This window comes from Halorhabdus utahensis DSM 12940 (assembly GCF_000023945.1).
Classification (GTDB): domain Archaea; phylum Halobacteriota; class Halobacteria; order Halobacteriales; family Haloarculaceae; genus Halorhabdus; species Halorhabdus utahensis.
The window spans coordinates 1,425,530-1,444,307 of sequence record NC_013158.1; the positions used below are offsets into that span (position 1 = coordinate 1,425,530).

14 protein-coding genes are annotated in these 18,778 nt (G+C 63.2%); 5 read left to right on the top strand and 9 right to left on the bottom strand.

Features of this window, described 5'->3' with window-relative positions; genetic code table 11:
* Window position 1: 1 nt before the first annotated feature.
* Together cas8b and cas6 are read right to left on the bottom strand one after the other, a co-directional pair.
* Window positions 2–2,173, bottom strand: coding sequence for a type I-B CRISPR-associated protein Cas8b/Csh1 (gene cas8b / locus HUTA_RS07105; RefSeq protein ID WP_015789204.1), 2,172 nt, complete (start codon window positions 2,171–2,173; stop codon window positions 2–4).
* Window positions 2,157–2,972, bottom strand: coding sequence for a CRISPR-associated endoribonuclease Cas6 (cas6, locus tag HUTA_RS07110; RefSeq protein ID WP_015789205.1), 816 nt, complete (start codon window positions 2,970–2,972; stop codon window positions 2,157–2,159). The genes cas8b and cas6 overlap by 17 nt, the downstream gene beginning before the upstream one ends.
* A gap of 893 nt (window positions 2,973–3,865) precedes the next feature.
* Here cas6 and HUTA_RS07115 point away from each other — a divergent pair.
* On the top strand, window positions 3,866–4,621 hold the full coding sequence (locus HUTA_RS07115) for a ribonuclease H-like domain-containing protein (RefSeq protein WP_015789207.1): 756 nt from the start codon (window positions 3,866–3,868) through the stop codon (window positions 4,619–4,621).
* Here HUTA_RS07115 and HUTA_RS07120 read toward each other — a convergent pair whose 3' ends face one another.
* The 4 genes from HUTA_RS07120 to HUTA_RS07135 form a co-directional block, all read right to left on the bottom strand.
* Window positions 4,622–5,257 carry a rhomboid family intramembrane serine protease gene (locus tag HUTA_RS07120; RefSeq protein WP_015789208.1) on the bottom strand — a complete coding sequence of 212 codons (636 nt, stop codon included), beginning with the start codon at window positions 5,255–5,257 and terminating at the stop codon, window positions 4,622–4,624.
* Window positions 5,258–5,325: 68 nt separating this feature from the next.
* The gene (locus HUTA_RS07125; RefSeq protein ID WP_015789209.1) at window positions 5,326–5,508 is read right to left on the bottom strand and encodes a hypothetical protein; all 183 of its coding nucleotides are present in this window, start codon (window positions 5,506–5,508) and stop codon (window positions 5,326–5,328) included.
* On the bottom strand, window positions 5,505–7,409 hold the full coding sequence (gene feoB / locus HUTA_RS07130; protein WP_015789210.1) for a ferrous iron transport protein B: 1,905 nt from the start codon (window positions 7,407–7,409) through the stop codon (window positions 5,505–5,507). The genes HUTA_RS07125 and feoB overlap by 4 nt, the downstream gene beginning before the upstream one ends.
* A 2-nt stretch (window positions 7,410–7,411) precedes the next feature.
* Window positions 7,412–7,651, bottom strand: a complete 240-nt coding sequence (locus HUTA_RS07135) for a FeoA family protein (RefSeq protein WP_015789211.1) — start codon at window positions 7,649–7,651, stop codon at window positions 7,412–7,414.
* Window positions 7,652–7,820: 169 nt separating this feature from the next.
* On the opposite strand from HUTA_RS07135, the gene HUTA_RS07140 reads away from it, so the two are divergent.
* From HUTA_RS07140 to HUTA_RS07150, 3 genes are all read left to right on the top strand, one after another.
* The gene (locus tag HUTA_RS07140) at window positions 7,821–8,249 is read left to right on the top strand and encodes a GIY-YIG nuclease family protein (RefSeq protein WP_015789212.1); all 429 of its coding nucleotides are present in this window, start codon (window positions 7,821–7,823) and stop codon (window positions 8,247–8,249) included.
* 39 nt (window positions 8,250–8,288) lie between these two features.
* A complete protein-coding gene (gene thiE / locus HUTA_RS07145) occupies window positions 8,289–8,924 on the top strand; it encodes a thiamine phosphate synthase (protein WP_015789213.1) in 636 nt (211 codons plus the stop codon).
* 119 nt (window positions 8,925–9,043) lie between these two features.
* The gene (locus HUTA_RS07150) at window positions 9,044–11,035 is read left to right on the top strand and encodes a PAS domain S-box protein (protein ID WP_015789214.1); all 1,992 of its coding nucleotides are present in this window, start codon (window positions 9,044–9,046) and stop codon (window positions 11,033–11,035) included.
* On the opposite strand, the gene HUTA_RS07155 is transcribed toward HUTA_RS07150, so the two are convergent.
* The 3 genes from HUTA_RS07155 to HUTA_RS07165 form a co-directional block, all read right to left on the bottom strand.
* On the bottom strand, window positions 10,995–13,472 hold the full coding sequence (locus tag HUTA_RS07155; protein WP_015789215.1) for a heavy metal translocating P-type ATPase: 2,478 nt from the start codon (window positions 13,470–13,472) through the stop codon (window positions 10,995–10,997). The two genes, HUTA_RS07150 and HUTA_RS07155, sit on opposite strands and share 41 nt — an antisense overlap.
* 566 nt (window positions 13,473–14,038) lie before the next feature.
* Window positions 14,039–14,914 (bottom strand): hypothetical protein, encoded by an 876-nt coding sequence (locus HUTA_RS07160; RefSeq protein ID WP_015789216.1) that lies wholly within the window; start codon window positions 14,912–14,914, stop codon window positions 14,039–14,041.
* Between the two features lie 91 nt (window positions 14,915–15,005).
* The gene (locus HUTA_RS07165) at window positions 15,006–15,752 is read right to left on the bottom strand and encodes a helix-turn-helix domain-containing protein (RefSeq protein ID WP_015789217.1); all 747 of its coding nucleotides are present in this window, start codon (window positions 15,750–15,752) and stop codon (window positions 15,006–15,008) included.
* Between the two features lie 328 nt (window positions 15,753–16,080).
* Between HUTA_RS07165 and ppc the strand changes: the two genes are divergently transcribed.
* Window positions 16,081–18,777, top strand: a complete 2,697-nt coding sequence (gene ppc / locus HUTA_RS07170) for a phosphoenolpyruvate carboxylase (RefSeq protein ID WP_015789218.1) — start codon at window positions 16,081–16,083, stop codon at window positions 18,775–18,777.
* Window position 18,778 lies beyond the last annotated feature (1 nt).

Here is an 18,778-nt window from a genome sequence, read left to right on the forward strand (position 1 = left end):
GTTAGATGTCCTCCTCGGTGTCTTCAGTCGTGGAATCCCATTCGGGATGGTCGTTCAATCCGTACGTCACGCCGAGGGCGTAGTAGAACCGGAGGTCCTCGGTGTCGATGTCCCAGTCGTCGGGGTCCGGGTTGACGATCGTCTTTCGAAGTTCCTCGACGACGTGTTCGAATTTCGTTCCCGGGAAACTGCCGCCGCTTTTCTTCTCTTGACGGGTGTAGGTGAGCGTCTTGCCGATCGCTTCGCGTGTGACTTTCTTCACCCGGGATTGCGTGATCGACTTCACCGGGAACTGATCGACAAGTGTCGTAGATCGGTCTTCGCTGTACTCCTGATAGCTCCCGACCTCACCGACGAGAGCGCCGAGCATGAACGCACCTCGACGCTGGTTTCTGACCGACTGGCGTCGCTCGGCGTCCGCCTCGTCGAGCGCGTCGTCTGCGTCTGACTGTCGCGCGATCGCAGGCGTCTCTTCGATGAACGATTCGAGTTTCGGTGCGGCGGGATGGCCGCCGTCTGGGATGATCTGAATGTCTTCGAGTGATTCCATCGTGTCTACCTCGTAGTCTGGTTCGATCGTAATCGGTCGCTTCCCTGGGTCGTCGGTCGTCAGGAGATCGAGTGTCTCGGTCGCCAGAGCACACAGTTGGGCGAACTGTGAGGCGACACGGAACGACGGGAACCCCTCGACCTCATCGTCGTCTTCGTCTGCGATGATCCGGTCGACGTACTCCGAGAGGAGCGTCTCAACGGCGATCGCGTCCCCGCCGAGAACGCTGACGAGTGCCTCGATCCGGGGGTCGTCGGCGTCGGCTTCGTCGTCGTCACGCTCGCCAAACGTCTGGTAGAAGTACCACCCCGACGAGACGGAGTGGAGTGCTTCGTCGTCTGCTGTCAGCAGCCCCCAGTTCTCGTTGGTCGGCAGCGGCGCGCTCCAGTCAGTGTCGGTGTTGAACGCCGAAGTGTCGCTGACGATCCGATTGTGATGCCTCGCGAGGTCCCGAGGATAGAGCAGTCGGCCGTTCAGTGTCTCACCGAAGACGTCGTAGCGAGACATCTGGTGTGGCATGACTGCCGAGACGTAGAACCTGAGCGACGTGTCATCGTTCCCCTGAAAGTCCTCGTAGGCCTTCTCGACAGGTGTGAGATCGTCATCGTCTGTCGCTGCCTGGTACAGTAGGTTGTACAATTCGTAGATTTCCTCGGTCGAAGCCCGACCGAAGAAGTACGGCAGATAGTACACCTTCGCCCCGAAGGTTCGATACGTACAGGCCTCGACGAACGTCTCGGCGTTCATCACCGTCACGGCCGCATCTTCGGAGATGGAATGGGTTCGCCAGGCTTCCTCGATGTCAAGGCCCGGGAACTTCTCCAGTTGCTTGCCCAGGAAGTAGTTCTGTGGGTCTTCGGACGTGCCAACGGTCCGTGTTCGCTGCCCGGTGACGAGATCCGTGGCCTCGCCAGAGGAATCATCGGCCTTGTTCTTGGTGACGAGTTTCGAGAGCTTGCGCTGACGCATCGCCTCGTTGAACACGTCGAGATCGCCGGGCCACTGGTATCCACCGTCGGGCTCGGTTTTGACCTGGACAGTGAGCAACGCGGTCGTGGACTCACCGCCGAGTTTGGTGGTAAGGTCGTCCTCGATACGATCGAGTGCGTCGTCGTCTTCGCCCAGCGTTGCCAGTGCCTCGACGATCCAACCGTCCTCGTGATCGGCTGCCGCTTCCTGAACGACAGAATCGGTCGCCCACTTCGTGAGACGCTCTTTCGCGTAGCGGGCGAGTTTCTCGGGATCGCTGTTCCGACCCGCCTGGTGAGTGACACTGTGGTCGATGCCCCGCGCTGCCGGATACTTGCAGTGGCCGACGCGTTCGACCAAGTCGGCGCTGTAGCGGCTGACCTCGACGGGACCGCTGCCGTTCTTGGCGAGCGCCGGCTCCTCGCCGCTTAGATCCACTCGGACGACGATCAGGCTGTCGTCGGTATCGATGAGATCACCCGCTTCGTCCGGCGTGAGATAGGGGCCGTACGTCCCACCGCCCGCCGTCGCGAGCGTGTAGAGCTTTCCGTAGAGGTACTGGATCGTCCGGAGCGACGTGATCGGTATTTCGGGAAGTTCGTCGTCCAGTCGCTCCGGTGGGTACTCCTCGCGAAATTCATCGGGCGAAAGCATTCTTACCCTCCATCGCGGATTCACCTGGGCCGGTTTTGTCGACGATGTTCACGAACCCAAACCCGAGCGAATTCCGTTCGCCGATACCCACGTCCAACAGCAGGTTCAGGTGTCGCCGATGGTCATCATTCCGAACAGTGTACTCGAAACGCCACTTGCTCAACACCCACGTCTCAGTCTCGCCGGTGGTCGGCGTGACCGGAATCGCGAACGTCTTGAGCAACTCGTAGCCGTCGAACAACTCGCCGTCGACCTCGCTCGGTCCGGGCAGGTACTCCGGACAGAACAGATCATGTTTCTTGTCCAGGTTCGCCTCGATCTGGTTGCGGAACGGCTCCATCGTGTGTTCCGGTCGCCAGAACTCCGCCTCGTCGTGTTCCGTCTCGATCCCATACTCCTCGAAGCGCCAAGGAGGAATTCGAACCAACACGCCGGTTCCAGTCGAAATGGTCCCGCTCGTTCCGGGTTCGCCGACATCGGGCGCGAGCGGCGTGATCTCCTCGACGGTGAAGGGCATCTCGCCGATGTTCAGCTCGGGGTCGTCCTTCAGGTCGGCGGCGACGTGGGCCAGCAGATCCTCGTACGGCGAGGCGACGAGGAGCGTTCGCTCGTCACCTTCGTCCATGTCGCCCGGCGGGAAGGGGTTCGAGTAGGTAAACGCCTTCGGACGGTTCTCGTCGTGGCTGGCCTCGTACTCGGTCCCGTCCAGCGCTTTCCAGAGTCGCCCGCGGAGCTTGTGATGATACGCGTTGTCGTATGCCGCGTCGGCTCGTGCCCGCAACCGGGCGAGTACACGCATCCAGCGTCACCCCACCTCTCGTCGTTTAGTTGTTAACATTCCGCCATTGAAATCATACGGCTCTTTAATAAGGTTCATCATACCAATGTGAAAGTGAAGCCCACAGGGGGCCATCTGAAACGATACCTCGGTCTGACCAACAGCCAAGAATGGCTGACTTCAACTGCGCAGCGCTCCATCCGAAACAGCCGCGATTGCCGAGGCATATAACTCAATATTCGGCTAGATTATGACTATTTCGTGTCCTCCTCCAAATCGTTCGGTGAGGCACCAACGTGACCGTTCCTAAGCCAGTTGAATGTCGGTTCTTCGTCGAGGGTGGTAGGCGGTCGGAGCATGGATCTTGAGCGACCACCCGAAACGCCTAATTCCAAGGAGACACCATTATGTAATGGCGCTCCCGCATCGTTTCGGGGGTTTTGCCTAAACTGACGCGCTTCACCTTGGAGGGGGATCGCGTCGGTGCCGTCTTATGCGGCATATACGACTAGTGTGCTTTATCGTATTAAATCTAGGGGACCAACAGATAAGAAAGGCTGGAAAGTACTACCGGACCTCCGTTGAAATGCAATACACACTTCTGTTGAATCGGTCACGACGAGATCGAGATCGACGAAGTCGTACAGCGGTGGCTTGTCGAAATCCGTGGCGTTGTGGGTAACGAACGTGCCACCTGCGGCGTAAGCAGTAGCAGGGTTGAGCAGATCAGCGGAGGCCAATCGAATATCCTGTGAGCGAAGTTGTGCGTCCAGATGCACGGCTTCGAGGGCACACTCGTCGGTCCAGCAGATCGTTGAACGACGCATCATCCCATTTCAGATCGCCTAACCGCTCTGTGACGTCCTCGGAGACATCGCGACCTTTAGGACCGCCCACCACTCACTGGTAGTATCGTGCGCGTCGAGCAGAGTTTCATTCCGGTCAGGGGCGTCGGCGAGCAGACCGAGCGCAAGCTGTGGCGGCAGGGAATTACCCACTGGGACGACTTTTACCCCGACGCCGTCGGCTCGACGACCGCCGAGCGAATCGAGACGTTCATCGACGATGCTCGCGAGCGGTTGGCTCACGGTGACAGCCACTACTTCGGCCGGCAGTTCCCCAGCCAGGCCCAGTGGCGACTCTACGAATCCTTCCAGGACGGCGCAGCCTTCTTCGACATCGAGACGACCGGCTTGGATCAGCGCCACGACACGGTGACGACCGTCAGCGTCCGGCAGGGCGGCGAAACGAAGACCTTCGTCCGTGATCGCGACCTCACCGCCGACCGCCTCCGGGAGGTCTTCGCCGACGCCGACCTGCTGGTCTCGTTCAACGGCAAACGCTTCGACGTGCCCTTTCTCCAGCAATCGTTCGACCTCGACGGCGTCCTCGACCGGCCGCACCTCGATCTCATGTACCCCTGCCGGCAAATCGATCTGACCGGCGGGCTCAAACAGATCGAGAAAGACGTCGGCATCCAGCGCGACCGGCCGGACCTCTCGGGAAAGGACGCCGTTCGGCTGTGGTACGAGGCCGAGCGCGGCGACGATGCCGCTTTGGAGACGCTGATCTCCTACAACCGCGAGGACGTCGACCACCTGGAGACTGTCGCCGATCGGGTCGCCACGCGTCTCCACGAATCGACCGTCCCCGACGACTGTACGTTCTGATCAGAACTGGCCCCGTCGACCGCCGCGGGGCGGCGATCGAGTGGATTGCTCGGCTCGTAATACGTGTGCCCGCCCGGCGAGCAGCCCGAGCACGAGGCCGGTGAAGTGGGCGACCAGTGCGACCTGACGGCCCCGCGTCAGCCACGTGATCGCGAGGGCGACGCCGATCATGACGAGGATCGCCACCCGCGGATCGACACTGATCCGGTCGGCGACGGCATCGGTGATCGGATTACCCGACAGGATGTACCCGAGCAGGCCGAAAACCGCGCCGCTGGCACCGAGAACCGCCACCGGTCCACCCAGCACCTGGCCGACCGTCACCTCCAGCACCCCGGCGATGACCCCGACGACGACGAAAAACGCATAAAAGCGCCAGGGTTCCGTCCGGCGTTCGAGAATGATCCCGATCACGAACAGGAAGAGGGCATTCGGGACCAGATGCATGATCCGACGGTGGACGAACACGCTCGTCACCAGCGTCCAGGGGTTCTCCGAGAGCGGCCAGGCGAGGGCGAACGCGAATGACACGCCGAAAACACCAAGCAGTTCCTGAAAGAGGAACACGACGACCAGCACGCCGATCAGTACCGTGGTTGGACTGCTCGCCTGCGCCGTACTCCCGGCCCGGTCCATACCACGACGTGGGGCCACAGGGAAAAGAAACGGTCGGTCGAGCGAGGTGTGGCCGGTGAGCGGGGAGCCTACTCCGTGCCGCCGTCGGCACGCAGCCGATCGGTGGCGGTCCGGCGGAGTTGTTCGAAGACGCCCTCACAGGCGTCACAGTCGCCACAGGTGACCGTCGAGCAGGACAGCGACGCGCCACAGCGGGGGCACTGCAGGTCCTCGGTCGGCTCGAAGTCGAGGCCGCAGGTCGGGCAGTTCATACCCCGAGCACCCCCAGCGTGGCGGCCGCGACCGCGCCGACGCTGAAGGCCGCGACCCACGAGCCGAGCCACATCAGGAGCGCGCTCTTCTTGCCGCGCTCCTTGAGGATCATCGTCATCGTCAGAATACAGGGGACAAACAGCGTGATGACGATCAGGCCGACGAATATCTGGGCGTTGCTCAGCGCCATGTCGGTCATGCCGGCGGCGGCGAAGTCACGCCGGATCAGCCCGAGGACGAGGATCTGCCCGAAGTCCGCGGGCATGCCGATCAGCGTCGTCAGCGGTCGCAGGCCGTCCATGATCGCGTCCAGTCCGCCGACGTAATCCAGAGCGGAGACGACCAGGGCCGTCGCGGCGAACAGCGGCGCGGCCTCCCGCAGGAACATCTTGGTGCGGTTGTAGGTCTTCCGGAGGAGGTTGCCCGGCCGGGGGACGCGCAGCCGTGGGAGTTCCGTCACGAGCGCCTGACCCTCCCCGGGCAGCGTCCGGTCGAGGACGAGTCCGGCGATGCCGAGCACGGCCAGCAGGACGCCGAGGTAGCCGAACCACCAGACCAGCCCGAGTCCCGCGAGCAGCCCCATGATGACGCCGATCTGGGCCGAACACGGCACGGCCAGGCCGAGCAGCGCGGTCGAGATGAGGCGCTCGCGTTTCGAGCCGACCATCCGGGTGGTGATGACCGCCATCGTCACGCAGCCGACGCCGACGATCATCGGGACGACCGCCCGGCCGTTGAGGCCGATCCGGTTGAGACCGCGATCGGTCAATACCGCGAGCCGGGGCAGGATACCCGAGTCCTCGAGCAGCCCGATAGCGAGGTAGAAGGCCAGCACCAGCGGCAGCAGGACGCCGACGACGTACTGGACGGTGATCGTCAGCAGGCCGAGTTCGGGGTTGATCAGCAGGAACTCGATCGGGTCGACCCAGGCCGCCTCTGGCAGGAGGTCACTCACGAACGCCTCGACGGCGGGGTTGTAGTGCTGGGCGAAAATGTCGCCCTCCGTGATGCCGACGATCCGCTGGGCGACCACCCCGCCGATGAGGTAGAAGATGAGTCCGAGCATCGCCAGCGCGATCGGCGTGCCCGTCAGGGGGTGGATCATGAGGTCGGAGAGCCACTCCCTGATCCCGCCCTCGACCTCGGTGACGGTCTGGACCTCGTCGGCGATCGACTGGACGCGCGAGCGACGGCCCCCGTAGATCTCCTCGCGCAGTCCGGGCTCGACCAGGGCGGCCGATCCGCCGTCGGCCATCACGCCGCCGACGTCGACCTCGCGGGCCAGCGGCTCGTCACCCTCGACCAGCAGCGTCTTCTCGGCACGTGTCGCCGTAAGTTCGTCGGGGAGTTCGTCGTAGTAGTCCTCGACGGCGGTCGTTTCGGGCGCGGTCGCCTCGGGGATCCGCTCGCGAAGGTCGTCGGTCCCCTCGCCGTCGACGGCGACGGTCGGGACGACCGGGACGCCCAGGGCATCCTCCAGCGCGTCGACGTCGATATCGATCCCGCCGGCCTCGGCCTCGTCCATCATATTGAGGGCGACGACGGTCGGGATACCCATATCGAGCAGTTGCAGCGTCAGGAACAGATCCCGGTCGAGGTGGGTCGCGTCGACGACGTTGACCACGGCGTCTGCCTCCAGGACGATCTCGCGGGTGACCCGCTCCTCCTCGTTGAACGCGGAGATGCCGTAGACGCCGGGCGTGTCCGTCAGCTGGTAGTCGCCGAACTCGGCGAGCGTGGTGTCGACGGTGGTGCCGGGGTAATTCGAAACGTCGACGTACTGCTCGGCGAGTTCGGCGAAGACGACACTCTTGCCGACGTTCGGACAGCCAACCAGCGCCAGGGTGGAATCGGCGTCGATCTCGCTCGCGTCACACCCAGTGTCGTGACAGCCCTCCATGGTCACTCACCCGCCCCCGCAGTCGGCCGTTCGACCTCGATCTCGCCGGCGAGGTCCGAGCCGAGGGCGAGATCCGTCCCGTTGCGCCGCACGATCACCGGCCCCTTCCGGATGTGGTGCCGACACTCGACGGCCCCGTCCAGGAATCCCAGGCGTAACAGCCGTGCTCGTGTGTCCCCGTCCGGTACCTCGGTCAACCGGACGGACTCCCCTGAACCCACGTCGGCCAGTACCTCACTCATTTAGTCTCACCTAACTACGGATTCGCTAGGTTAACCAAAAAGGACCCATGGGTGTTCCCGGTCGATGAAAACAGAGGTGGACAAACGTGATGGTTTAGGCCGACCAAGAACGCGATCGGGTCGCTCGACTCCGGCAGATCTTTCGGCGCCAGTGGCATACGGAGCGACGATGACTGCCAAGGGGACCTACACCCTCGTGATCGAACTCACAGAGAGGGCGACGATCACCTTCGGCGCGGCGGGCGAGCGCGAGCTGGCGGCTGGCGGGTACGCCTACACCGGCAGCGCCTTCGGGACGGGCGGGTTCGGCCGGATCGACCGCCACCGCGAACTCGCGGCGGGCGAGCGGGACGTTCGCCACTGGCACGTCGATTACCTGCTGGGGCACCCCGGGACGGAATTGACGGACGTGGTGAAGACGGTCGGCGAAGACGTCGAATGTCAGGTCGCGCGGGCGATCACGGCCGCGGCGACACCGATCAGCGGGATCGGGGCCTCGGACTGCGGCTGTGAAACGCATCTCGCGTACGCGCCCGATCACGAGGGCCTCCAGCGACGGGTCGAGGGTGCCCACCGGGCAAGCGACGCCGAGAACTGAACCGCAACGCACTCAGTGGCACCGGTCCGATCCACAGTCATGACTGACTGGCGTGTCTACCTCGTCACGCAGGCGTCGCTGTCGGGCGATCGAACGACACCCGAGATCGTCGAGGCGGCCATCGAGGGCGGCGTCGACGTCGTCCAACTCCGCGAGAAGGACGTGAACGCCCGCGAGCGCTACGAGATGGGACGGGAAGTGCGCGAGCACACGCGGGAGGCGGGCGTACCGCTGATCGTCAACGACCGTGTCGACCTCGCACTCGCACTCGAGGCCGACGGCGTCCACCTCGGCGACGAGGATCTACCCGTGGCTGTCGCCCGCGAACTCCTCGGCGAGGACGCGATCATCGGCCGGTCGGTGTCGTTCGTCGACGACGCCCGCGAAGCCGAAACAGCCGGCGCGGACTACCTCGGCGTCGGCGCGATCTTCCCGACGGGCTCGAAGGACGACATCGACGACGCGGAGTACGCGATCGGGATCGACCGTGTGGCTGCAATCGTCGACGCCGTCGACATCCCAGTCGTGGGAATCGGGGGCGTCACCGCCGAGAACGCCGATAGCGTGATCGACGCCGGGGCGGCGGGGGTTGCCGTCATCACCGAGATCACGAACGCCGACGATCCGGAGGCGGCGACCGGAAGGCTGATCGACGCCGTCTCGAAGGGGCAGTGACGGCCGTCCGAGGCGGTGACCCAGTCATACCGCCGGGTTCTGGCAGGGACCGATCAAGGCCCAATCACGGATTGCCCTCGCCGGGCGAATTAAGACCATGCCGAGTGTCAGTATAGCACATGCAGACTACGCGGCGAATCCTGACACTCGCCGTTGGACTCGGAATGTCCGTCTGGGTTCTCGATGCGGCACTGGACACCCTGTTCTTCTACGAGGAGACACCGTTCGTCGCGCTGCTCGTGACAGACATCCCGGCCCACGAACTGTACATTCGACTGGTGATCATGGCCGTCTTCGTGGCCGCGGGAGCCGTCGCGGCGAGACAGGCCACACAGATGCGAGAACACGAGCGGGACGTGACGCTGTTTCGTCAACTGGTCGATGACGCCTCCGACAGCGTGTTCGTCATCGATCCCGAGACCGGTCGCATCACGGACGTCAACGAGACCGCCTGTGAGGTGCTGGGGTACGATCGGTCGACGCTGTTGGAGATGACACCCGCCGACCTCAACACCGAGTTCGATGATGCGACGGCATTCCGCGAGTTTCTCACGGCACCCGAACACGAGACCCTGGAGTACTACGAGACGGTCCACGAGCGGGCCGACGGGACGACGTTCCCGGTCGAGATATCGGCCTCGATGGTGACGATCGACGACCAGCAGTTTCGAATCGCGATCGCCAGGGACATCTCCAGCCGGAGAGAACGCGAACGCCGGATTACCCACTACAAACAGGCCGTCGAGAGTTCGCGAGACCTGCTGACTGCAGTCGATTCGGAGTTGCAGTTCCTGTTTGCCAACGAGGCGTTTCGGCGATTTCACGGCATCGGGGCGGAGACGGTTCAGGGAGAACCACTCGAAAGCGTTCTCGACGACCAGGAGTTTGAGATAGTCGAGCCCCGCCTCCGGGACGCGCTGGCGGGCGATCGAGTCTCCTTCGAAATGGTTCGGACCCATGCTTCGGAGGGCGAGCGTGTACTCGACATCCGCTACTGGCCACTTCGGGACACCGACGGGGCGATCCAAGGGGTGGGAGCGTCACTGCGGGACGTCACAGAGCAAAAGGAGATGGTCGAGGACCTCCGGCGGGCCCGACAGCGCTACGAGTCGCTGTTCGACAGCATCAGAGACGCCATTCTGGTCGCCGATACCGACCGCCGGATCGTCGACTGCAACCCGGCGTTTACGGAGCTGTTCGGCTACGACTTGGCGGAAATCGAGGGCAAGCCGACGGGGTACGTCTACGAGAATGCCGACGAATTCGAGGCGATGGGCGAATCCCTGGGTCAGCACATGGACGATCCGACCTTCGTGCAGACAGTCCACTACGAGAAGAAGTCCGGACAGGTGTTTCCCGGCGAGACGAACGTCTTCTACCTCCGGGATCGGGACGGTGAGATAACCGGATTCATCGGACTCATCAGAGACGTCTCGGATCGGCGCGCCCGGATTACCCAGATCCGGACGATCGACCGCGTTCTCCGGCACAACCTCAACAACGCCCTGACGGTCATCCTGGGCAATGCCGACTCGATCGTCGACGCCACAACGGGCGATCCCCGACGGAGTGCCGAACGGATCATCCGGACGGGAGAACAGCTCCGGGCCACGGCAGAAAAAGAGCGAAAGATCACGAGTTTCCTGGCAGAGTCCCGACCCACCACCGGGCGTGACGCGTCCGCAATCATCGAGAGCGTTGTCGCCGACCTGCGCGAACAGTACCCCGAGGCCGATCTGACAGTCGATCTGCCGGCCGAACAGCCCGTTCTCTCGGTGGACCAGCTCGACCGGGCGATCAAAGAGCTCGTCGAGAACGCCGTCACCCACTCGGATCGAAGCAGTCCATCGGTCACGGTGTCGGTGGACACCAACGGCGACATCGTCGAGATCAGCGTCGCCGACGACGGACCCGGGATCCCCGAGATGGAGCGCCAGGTGTTGATCGGCAACCAGGAGATCGAACCGCTGTTTCACGGACAGGGGATCGGGCTGTGGCTGGTCCATCTGATCGTCCAGTATTCCGACGGCCAGCTTTCGGTCACCCAGAACGACCCCCGCGGGAGCATCGTCACCGTTCGGCTGCACTCTCCTGGCGAGAAGGGGCAGTAGTCCCGTGGCTGTCGTTGTCAGGCGCGATCCGGGACAGGCGCATCGCGTTGCCGGTGACACCCAGGCTCATGCCCATGTCACCGACGACGACGGCGACCGCGACGCTGACGTACCCCAGCGGGACGCCGACCGCGAGCAGGGCCTTCACGCCGAGGCTGGCCCAGATGTTCTGTCTGATCACGCCGTTGGCCCGGTTCGACAGCGAGTACAGATAGGGCAACTTGCCGATATCGTCACCCAAAAGCGCGATATCGGCGGTTTCCAGCGCCGTGTCGGTTCCGGCGGCACCCATCGCGACAGCCACGTCGGCCGTTGCCAGCGCGGGCGCGTCGTTGATGCCGTCCCCGACCATCGCCACGTCGCCGTACTCGGCCTGTAACGTCTCGACGGCGCTGACCTTGTCCTCGGGCAGCAGTTCGGCACGGTAGTCATCGACGCCGGCTTCCGCAGCGATCGCCCGGGCGGTGCCCTCGTTGTCGCCAGTCAGCATGATGACGTGCTCGACGCCGAGGTCGTGAAGCCGCTCGACCGCACGCCTGGCCGTCGGCCGGACTTCGTCGGCGACCGCGACGACGCCCCAGACCTCGCTCGCGGTGCCGACGACCACGATGGTCTTGCCCTCGCGCTCGAGGGCGGCGATCCGCTCGGCGACGGTCTCTCCGGACGCCGCCCGGCCCTCGAGACTGCCGCCGTCGGTCCGGGCGTCCCCGCCCGTCTCGAACCCCAGCGCCCCCAGATCGAGTCCAAGCTCGTCGAACAGCGCCGGCGTGCCGGCGTAGGCTGTCTCGCCCCCCACCTCGGCCCGGACGCCCTTGCCGGTGAGGCTCTCGAAGTCGTCGGGGTCGGGCGGGTCGATCTCCGCGCGATCGGCACGCTCGCGGATCGCGGCCGCGATCGGGTGTTCGCTCCGGCGCTCTAAGGCCGCCGCCCGCCGGAGTACGTCGCCTTCCTCGCGCTCGCCCACGGGAACGACGTCCGTCACCGCGAGTTCGCCCTTCGTGAGCGTGCCGGTCTTGTCAAGCGCGATAGCGTCGACTTCACCCATCGCTTCGAGGTGATTGCCGCCCTTGATCAGGACGCCGTTCTTCGCGGCGCTCGTGATGCCCGAAACGACCGAGACGGGCGTCGAGATGACGAACGCACACGGGCAGGCGATGACCAGCAGCGTCAGCCCGCGGACGAACCAGGGCCGCCAGCCACCCGGCAGGACGAGTTCAAAACCTGCGAGCGCGAGCGTCGCGCTCCCCGTGATCAACAGCGGTGGGACAGCAGCGGTCAGAATCGCCAGCACGACGACCACGGGCGTGTAGTAGCCGGCAAAGCGGTCGACGAACTGCTCGCTCTCGGTCCGGTTTTCCTCGGCGCTCTGGACCATCTCGATGATGCGTGCGAGCGTCGAGTCTCCCGAAGTCGAGGTGACCTCGACCTCCAGATATCCTTCGGCAGTGATCGAACCCGCGAAGACCTCCTCGCCCGGCCCCTTCTCGACGGGCATGCTCTCGCCGGTGATCGGCGACTCGTCGACCGCGCTCTCGCCCTCGATCACGGTACCGTCCAGCGGAATCTTCTCCCCGGGCCGGACGAGCACGGTCTCGCCGATCTCGACGTCCTCAGCGGGGACGGTCACCTCCTCACCACCTCTGCTCGCGGTTTCACCGCTCGCTCGTTCGGAGGCCTCACTCCCGTCGGTCGCTGCGGCCTCCCGCCGAACTGTTGCCTCGTCGGGCGACAGCTCCATCAACTCCCGCAGGGAATCGCGCGCCCGGTCCATCGCGTAGTCCTCCAGCAGTTCGGCGATGGAGAACAGCACTGCAAGCGTCGCGGCCTCGACGACGTACCCGATCGCCGTCGCCGCGAGAATGGCCACACCCATCAGCAGGTCGATGTCGAGGCTCCGGTTGCGTGCCGAGTGGATTCCGCTGCGGACGACCGGCGCACCGCTGACGATGATCGCGACGAGGAACAGGGCGTCGGCGACCGCGATGGGATAGTCGAGGACAGTGGCGACCTCGACGTTCCCGCCGGTGAGGAGGAACTCGATGGCCAGGCCGAGCGTCAGAAAGACCGCCCCGACCCAGGTCTTGATCGCCCGGGAACTGGTCCAGATCTCCGTCGGCGGGGCGATCTCGGGGTCACCGCTGCCCGTCTCGTCGTCTCCGTCGCGACTACCGGGGACCTCGTAGCCCGCGCCCTCGATGGCCGCGATCACGTCGCGTTCGGTCGTGCGATCGGGATCGTATGTGACTGACGCCGTTCCTTTCGTCGGCGACAGCGAAACCTCCCTGATCCCGTCGACGCGCTCCAAGCTCCCGTCGACCTTCTTCGCGCAGGACGGACAGTCCATCTCGGGGACGGCGAGCTGGATTTTCCGGCCGTCACTGGCTCGCTCCCCCGTCTGCGCTCCCTCCTCGGCGTCCCGTCCCGGCTCGTCACTCATTGCGTCGACGTAGGGACGGCAGTTCGATAAGCCTTGGTTGGAATATTCCAAGAGGGCTGCTCATAGCGGACACAGCGCGGAAACCGACCCGTCAAAGCCCCTCGGAACCGGTCAGTATCGGAAATATCCGATGCAGAGAGTGAGTCCATTACTCGCCCCGTAATGCGTTTCGTATACGTGTTCAGGACAGCGGTCGGAGCGGCTGACCAATAATTATACTATTGAAAACATAATAAACGATATTCCCTGACAGGGTTCCCCTAGCTTTTTGTCAGTCCAGTATTGAATGCCACGATGTACCATGGGATTGTTCGGATCTGACACGTACTACTGTACTGTTTGCGGAACCGAAGCGGATGACTCGAACGCTGAACAGTGTACACAGTGTGGGTCGGTTACCCACCATGAATGTTTCAAAAGGACCAGTAACGCCAAAAAGGAGGACAATCTGATAACCAGCGACGACGTGGTGCTCCGCTGTCCCGATTGTGGACACGTCGGCGAAGTATGACATCCTCCTCTGTCGGAGAACACATGGATTTGTGACAGCACCTCGAAGAGAGTGATCACGGGGAGATCTCGATGGAGAGCGTCGATTCGACGGTCGGGCCCCCCAGAATACTCGGCCGTGGGATACGTTGGGAGACGTTGAATTGATACGTACTGTTGGACGGTTCGAGTAAGAAACCCTCATACTGAACGACGTGGGCAGCCACACTGTCGCAATTCCACCGGTAGCCTCTTTCGGACTCCGCATCTGGGTGGCCGTCGTAGTCAGTCGTTTGGTCCCTATGGAGCGCATAGAGGAGTCCAGTCCGTGTCAATCGATCGGATCGCTCGGGTGAATAGTGGTTCAAGAAGGCGTCGATCAGTTCGAAATCTCGTTCCACATGTTCGTTCTCTCTCAAGCCAGTCGTCCCGGTGAACGTCCCGCTCGTGATGAGATCCCTGATCACGGACGGATCGTCCAGCTGGCCACGTTCGACCGGAAGGTTCTCGGTGAGAACGGCCGGCGAGACGAGAGCGCCTCCCTGAATCGAATCGTAATCAAGTGGATTGACCGGCGTTAACAGACGGGTTTCGGACGATCCGATATCCAGCCAGTGTCGGTCGAACGATGGCCTGTCCGCACCCGAGTTGCCGTGTGTGATCGTGACCCCGATGACGTCAAACAAACGGTGATCGTGAGAGTTCCGCCCATTGTATTGCACACCGATGAGTTGTGTGAGATCCATCTCCGGCAGCCGCTCCCCGAACTGAAAATTCGCTACCGAGACCTCACCCACTTCAGGAGCCCGCGATACCTGCCGTGTTTCGGTCCGGTCGATCGACGACCGATGTACTGGGTTGTCGGTCGAATAGCCCAGAAAACCGAGCCCGGAAGCCCCGACTGCACCTGCTCCCGCGAGTAGCTGTCGACGAGTGGGGCCGCTTGATCTCATTGGTGTCAAATCATCGTTTCAGGTATAACTATTTTCTGTGTTAGTGACTTCTCCGTCTTGCTGTGGAAAGCGAAAGCACAGTCGACCTTGCTCACCCTGTCGGCGGCGCTTCCGGACGGGGCTCTCCCGCCACGTACTGCTTGGCGAGGTGTTCCTCCGCACGCCGCAAGCGATAGGTCAGCGTCGACCGGGGCACGTCTAAGTGCTCGGCGAGATCGGCGACGTCGACGTCCCGCGGATTCTCGTAGTAGCCGTGCTCGACGGCCGCCCGCAGGGCAGCCTCTTGTTCAGGGGCGAGAAGCGTCGCCTCGCCGTCCTCATCCGATCCGGGATCGGCCGTCGCGCCCGTCCGAAGCATCTCCATCTCGGCGCAGTCCCCGACGGCGGCCGCGAGCGCGTCGAAGAAGGCCCCGACATCGCCGGTCCCCGAGTGGATGATCCGCCAGGTGTAATGGCGGCCTTCGTGGCGGGTGTCAAAGAGCAGTCCGTCGCCGAGGTGATCCAGCGCCAGGTGAGGAACCGAGACACAGACGGGCGAGCGTTCCCAGTACGAGTAGAGGACGAGCGTCTCTTCCGAGCGGTCCAGGACATCTGTCGACTGCGTCGCACCGCAGTCATCGGTCGCGAGGCAATCGGCGTAGTAGTCCGTCGATTTGAAGGCCGACTCGATAGCATCGAGCGCGTCGGGCGACCCGCTCGCGTGATCAACCCGCCAGAGGCGTTCGTCGGTGGCGTGTAACGACAGCGACCGAATGTGCGCATCCGGGAACTCCGCGAGCGTGTCCGCGACGCGATTACAGCCCGGGGCGTACTCCAGGGCGAAAGCCAACTCGCGCATGCCCCCGATACGCACTCACGAGGGAAAACGAACCCGTCGCGTCGAGACGTCGATGGAGCAATCCCGTTCGCCAACGTAGCTGATAGCGAGGCAAGGGAATGGTCATGGAGATGAAAGACACATGCCTGCCACACCCGGCCATGTCGTTCCGTGAGGAGAAACCAATCGACCTGACAAAAATATCTTATTGGTGATATTATCCTCATAGATCGTAATAAATTCGAAGCCGAAACCAAAAGACGGGAGGATATTCAATGATTGTTTAGCGCGGATATGACATTCTTCCAATTCCGCTAGTGTTATACCCTTCCAATGTTCATAGGGTGGTATGACTTTACACGGCAGAGAGCTCACCCAGGACGTGCGCGAGCTGGGGGAACTGCTGGGGACCATCATCGAGGCACAGGACTCGACGGATGCCTACGAGACCGTCGAGACGATCCGGAACAGCGCGATCGCGTACCGTCGTGGGGACGGCGAGTCCCGTGAGCCGATCCACGACGAACTCGATCGACTCTCCCCGGAGATGCAGGACGTCGTCGCCAGGGCCTTTACTACCTACTTCGAACTCATCAACCTCGCCGAGGAGCGCGAACGGGTCCGCGAGATCAGGGAAGGCGTCCAGAGCGGCGACCTCTCGGACACCGTCGAGGAAGCCGTCGAGACGCTCGATGCCGAGGACGTCGATCCGGACACCGTCGAGGAGATTCTCGAGGACGTCATGATCGAGCCGACGTTCACGGCCCATCCGACTGAAGCGCGACGCAAGACGATCAAAGCCAAGCTCTGGTCGGTCGGGAAGATCATCCAGGATCTCGATCAGATCCGGCTCACCGATCGGGAGAAGCGACGGATGAAGCGCGAACTCCAGGCAGAAGTGACGAGCCTCTGGCAGACGCCCCAGGTTCGTGATCGCCGCCCCGACGTGACCGACGAGACGCTGAACATCCAGTGGTATCTCGAGAACAGTCTCTTCGACATCATCAGTGAGGTCTACGACGAACTCGAACACGCCCTGTCGGAGACCTACGATGGCGAGGTCGACGTCCCGAAACTCTACGAGTTCCGGTCGTGGGCCGGCAGTGACCGTGACGGCAATCCCTACGTCACTCCCGAAGTCACGGAGGAAACCCTCGAGCGCCAGCGCAGCGTCGCGCTCGAACTGTATCGGGACGATCTCAAGAGCCTCTCCGGCGTGTTGAGCCAGGACGTCGAGAACCTGGAGATGAGCGACGCGTTCGAGGAAAGCCACGAGGCACACAAACAACGCCTCCCGGGCGTTGCCGACGGAATAGAGGAGCGATATCCCGACGAGCCCTATCGACAGAAGCTGAAGTTGATGCGTGAGAGTGTCCTCCGGGTTGATGACGTCCGATCCGGTGCGTACGACAACGACGATGAACTCCTTGCCGATTTGGAGATCATCGCCGAGAGCCTCCGGGAGAACGACGCGGACGAGATCGTTGATGCGCACGTCAAGCCGCTGATCAGGAAGGTCGACACCTTCGGGTTCTCGCTGGCGAACCTCGACCTGCGGGATCACCGCGAGAAACACACGAACGCACTGGTCGAGACCCTCAAACGGGAGGGGATCGACTACGAGTCGATGTCCGAGGACGAGCGCGTCGAGTTCCTGACGGAAGCGATCCTCCAGGACGACCCGGTCATCGACATCGAAGACGACGAAGGGCTCTCCGAGGAGTCAGCCAAGGTCCTGACGCTGTTCTCCGATGCCGCCGGGTGGCAACGGGAGTACGGCGTCGACGCCATCGACACCTACGCGATCAGCTGGTTCGAGGAGTCCTCACACGCCCTGGAGGTCCTCTTCCTGGGCGATCAAGCCGGGATCGTCGATCTCCCCGGCTACTGCGGGTTCGACATCGTCCCGCTGTTCGAGAGCGAGTACGCCCTCACGCGCGTCCGGGAGATGCTGGGGACGCTCTTCGAGAACGAGGCCTACAGCCAGGCCCTGGAAGCCCGGAACAACACCCAGGAGATCCTGCTGGGATATTCGGACTCCTCGAAGGAGAACGGCTATCTGGCCGCCAACTGGGAACTCTACCGCAACCAGAAGCGGATGGCCAACATCTGTGACGACTTCGGCGTCACCCTCCGGCTGTTCCACGGGCGGGGTGGTTCGATCTCCCGGGGCGGCGTCCCGATGCACGAGGCGATGCTCGCCTTGCCGAACCAGACCGTCAACGGCCAGATCAAGTTCACCGAGCAGGGCGAGGCGATCGCCGAGAAGTACGGCAACCCCGACATCGCCGAGCGCAACCTCGAACAGATGCTCAACGCGCAGGTCCTGGCGCGGTACAACGCCATGGAAAACCCCGTCGAGGACATCCCCGAGGAGTGGATCGAGGCCTTCGAGACGGCGGCCGAGCACGCCAGCGCGGAGTACCGGGACCTCCTGGAGACCGACGGGTTCGTCGAGTACTTCGAGCAGGCGACCCCGATCACGGTCATCGAGAACCTCAACATGGGCTCGCGGCCGGCCTCCCGGACGGAGGATCGGAGTCTCGAAGACCTCCGGTCGATCCCGTGGGTGTTCTCCTGGACGCAGGCCCGCTGTATCGTCCCCGGCTGGTTCTCCGTCGCCACGGGTATCCAGGGCTACCTGGACGAGGGCGGCGACATGGAGACGCTCAAGGAGATGTACGAGGAGTGGCCGTACTTCGGGACGATCCTCGATCACGCCGGGATGGCGCTGGCCAAATCCGACATGGAGATCGCCACCGAGTACGCCGACCTGGCCGACGACGAGCTTCGAGAGCGGTTCTTCCCCTGGATCCGGAGCGAGTACGAGAACTCCGTCGAACTCATCCAGGAAATCTCCGGGCGCGAAACGTTGCTCAACCGATCGTGGATGGAGGAAAACCTCCAGCGCCGGAATCCGTACGTCGATCCGCTCAACCTGCTGCAAACCCGGTTGCTCGCCCAGTCACACCTCACAGAGACCGAACGCCGGGCGCTCCGGCTGACGGTCCACGGCATCGCCGCTGGCATGAAGAACACGGGATGAT

What these genes read in the sequence shown, in the direction of transcription:
- cas8b (WP_015789204.1), bottom strand. Translation starts at nt 2,173, where the DNA reads ATGCTTTCGCCCGATGAATTTCGCGAGGAGTACCCACCGGAGCGACTG.
- cas6 (WP_015789205.1), bottom strand. Translation starts at nt 2,972, where the DNA reads ATGCGTGTACTCGCCCGGTTGCGGGCACGAGCCGACGCGGCATACGAC.
- HUTA_RS07120 (WP_015789208.1), bottom strand. Translation starts at nt 5,257, where the DNA reads ATGGACCGGGCCGGGAGTACGGCGCAGGCGAGCAGTCCAACCACGGTA.
- HUTA_RS07125 (WP_015789209.1), bottom strand. Translation starts at nt 5,508, where the DNA reads ATGAACTGCCCGACCTGCGGCCTCGACTTCGAGCCGACCGAGGACCTG.
- feoB (WP_015789210.1), bottom strand. Translation starts at nt 7,409, where the DNA reads ATGGAGGGCTGTCACGACACTGGGTGTGACGCGAGCGAGATCGACGCC.
- HUTA_RS07135 (WP_015789211.1), bottom strand. Translation starts at nt 7,651, where the DNA reads ATGAGTGAGGTACTGGCCGACGTGGGTTCAGGGGAGTCCGTCCGGTTG.
- HUTA_RS07140 (WP_015789212.1), top strand. Translation starts at nt 7,821, where the DNA reads ATGACTGCCAAGGGGACCTACACCCTCGTGATCGAACTCACAGAGAGG.
- thiE (WP_015789213.1), top strand. Translation starts at nt 8,289, where the DNA reads ATGACTGACTGGCGTGTCTACCTCGTCACGCAGGCGTCGCTGTCGGGC.
- HUTA_RS07150 (WP_015789214.1), top strand. Translation starts at nt 9,044, where the DNA reads ATGCAGACTACGCGGCGAATCCTGACACTCGCCGTTGGACTCGGAATG.
- HUTA_RS07155 (WP_015789215.1), bottom strand. Translation starts at nt 13,472, where the DNA reads ATGAGTGACGAGCCGGGACGGGACGCCGAGGAGGGAGCGCAGACGGGG.
- HUTA_RS07160 (WP_015789216.1), bottom strand. Translation starts at nt 14,914, where the DNA reads ATGAGATCAAGCGGCCCCACTCGTCGACAGCTACTCGCGGGAGCAGGT.
- HUTA_RS07165 (WP_015789217.1), bottom strand. Translation starts at nt 15,752, where the DNA reads ATGCGCGAGTTGGCTTTCGCCCTGGAGTACGCCCCGGGCTGTAATCGC.
- ppc (WP_015789218.1), top strand. Translation starts at nt 16,081, where the DNA reads ATGACTTTACACGGCAGAGAGCTCACCCAGGACGTGCGCGAGCTGGGG.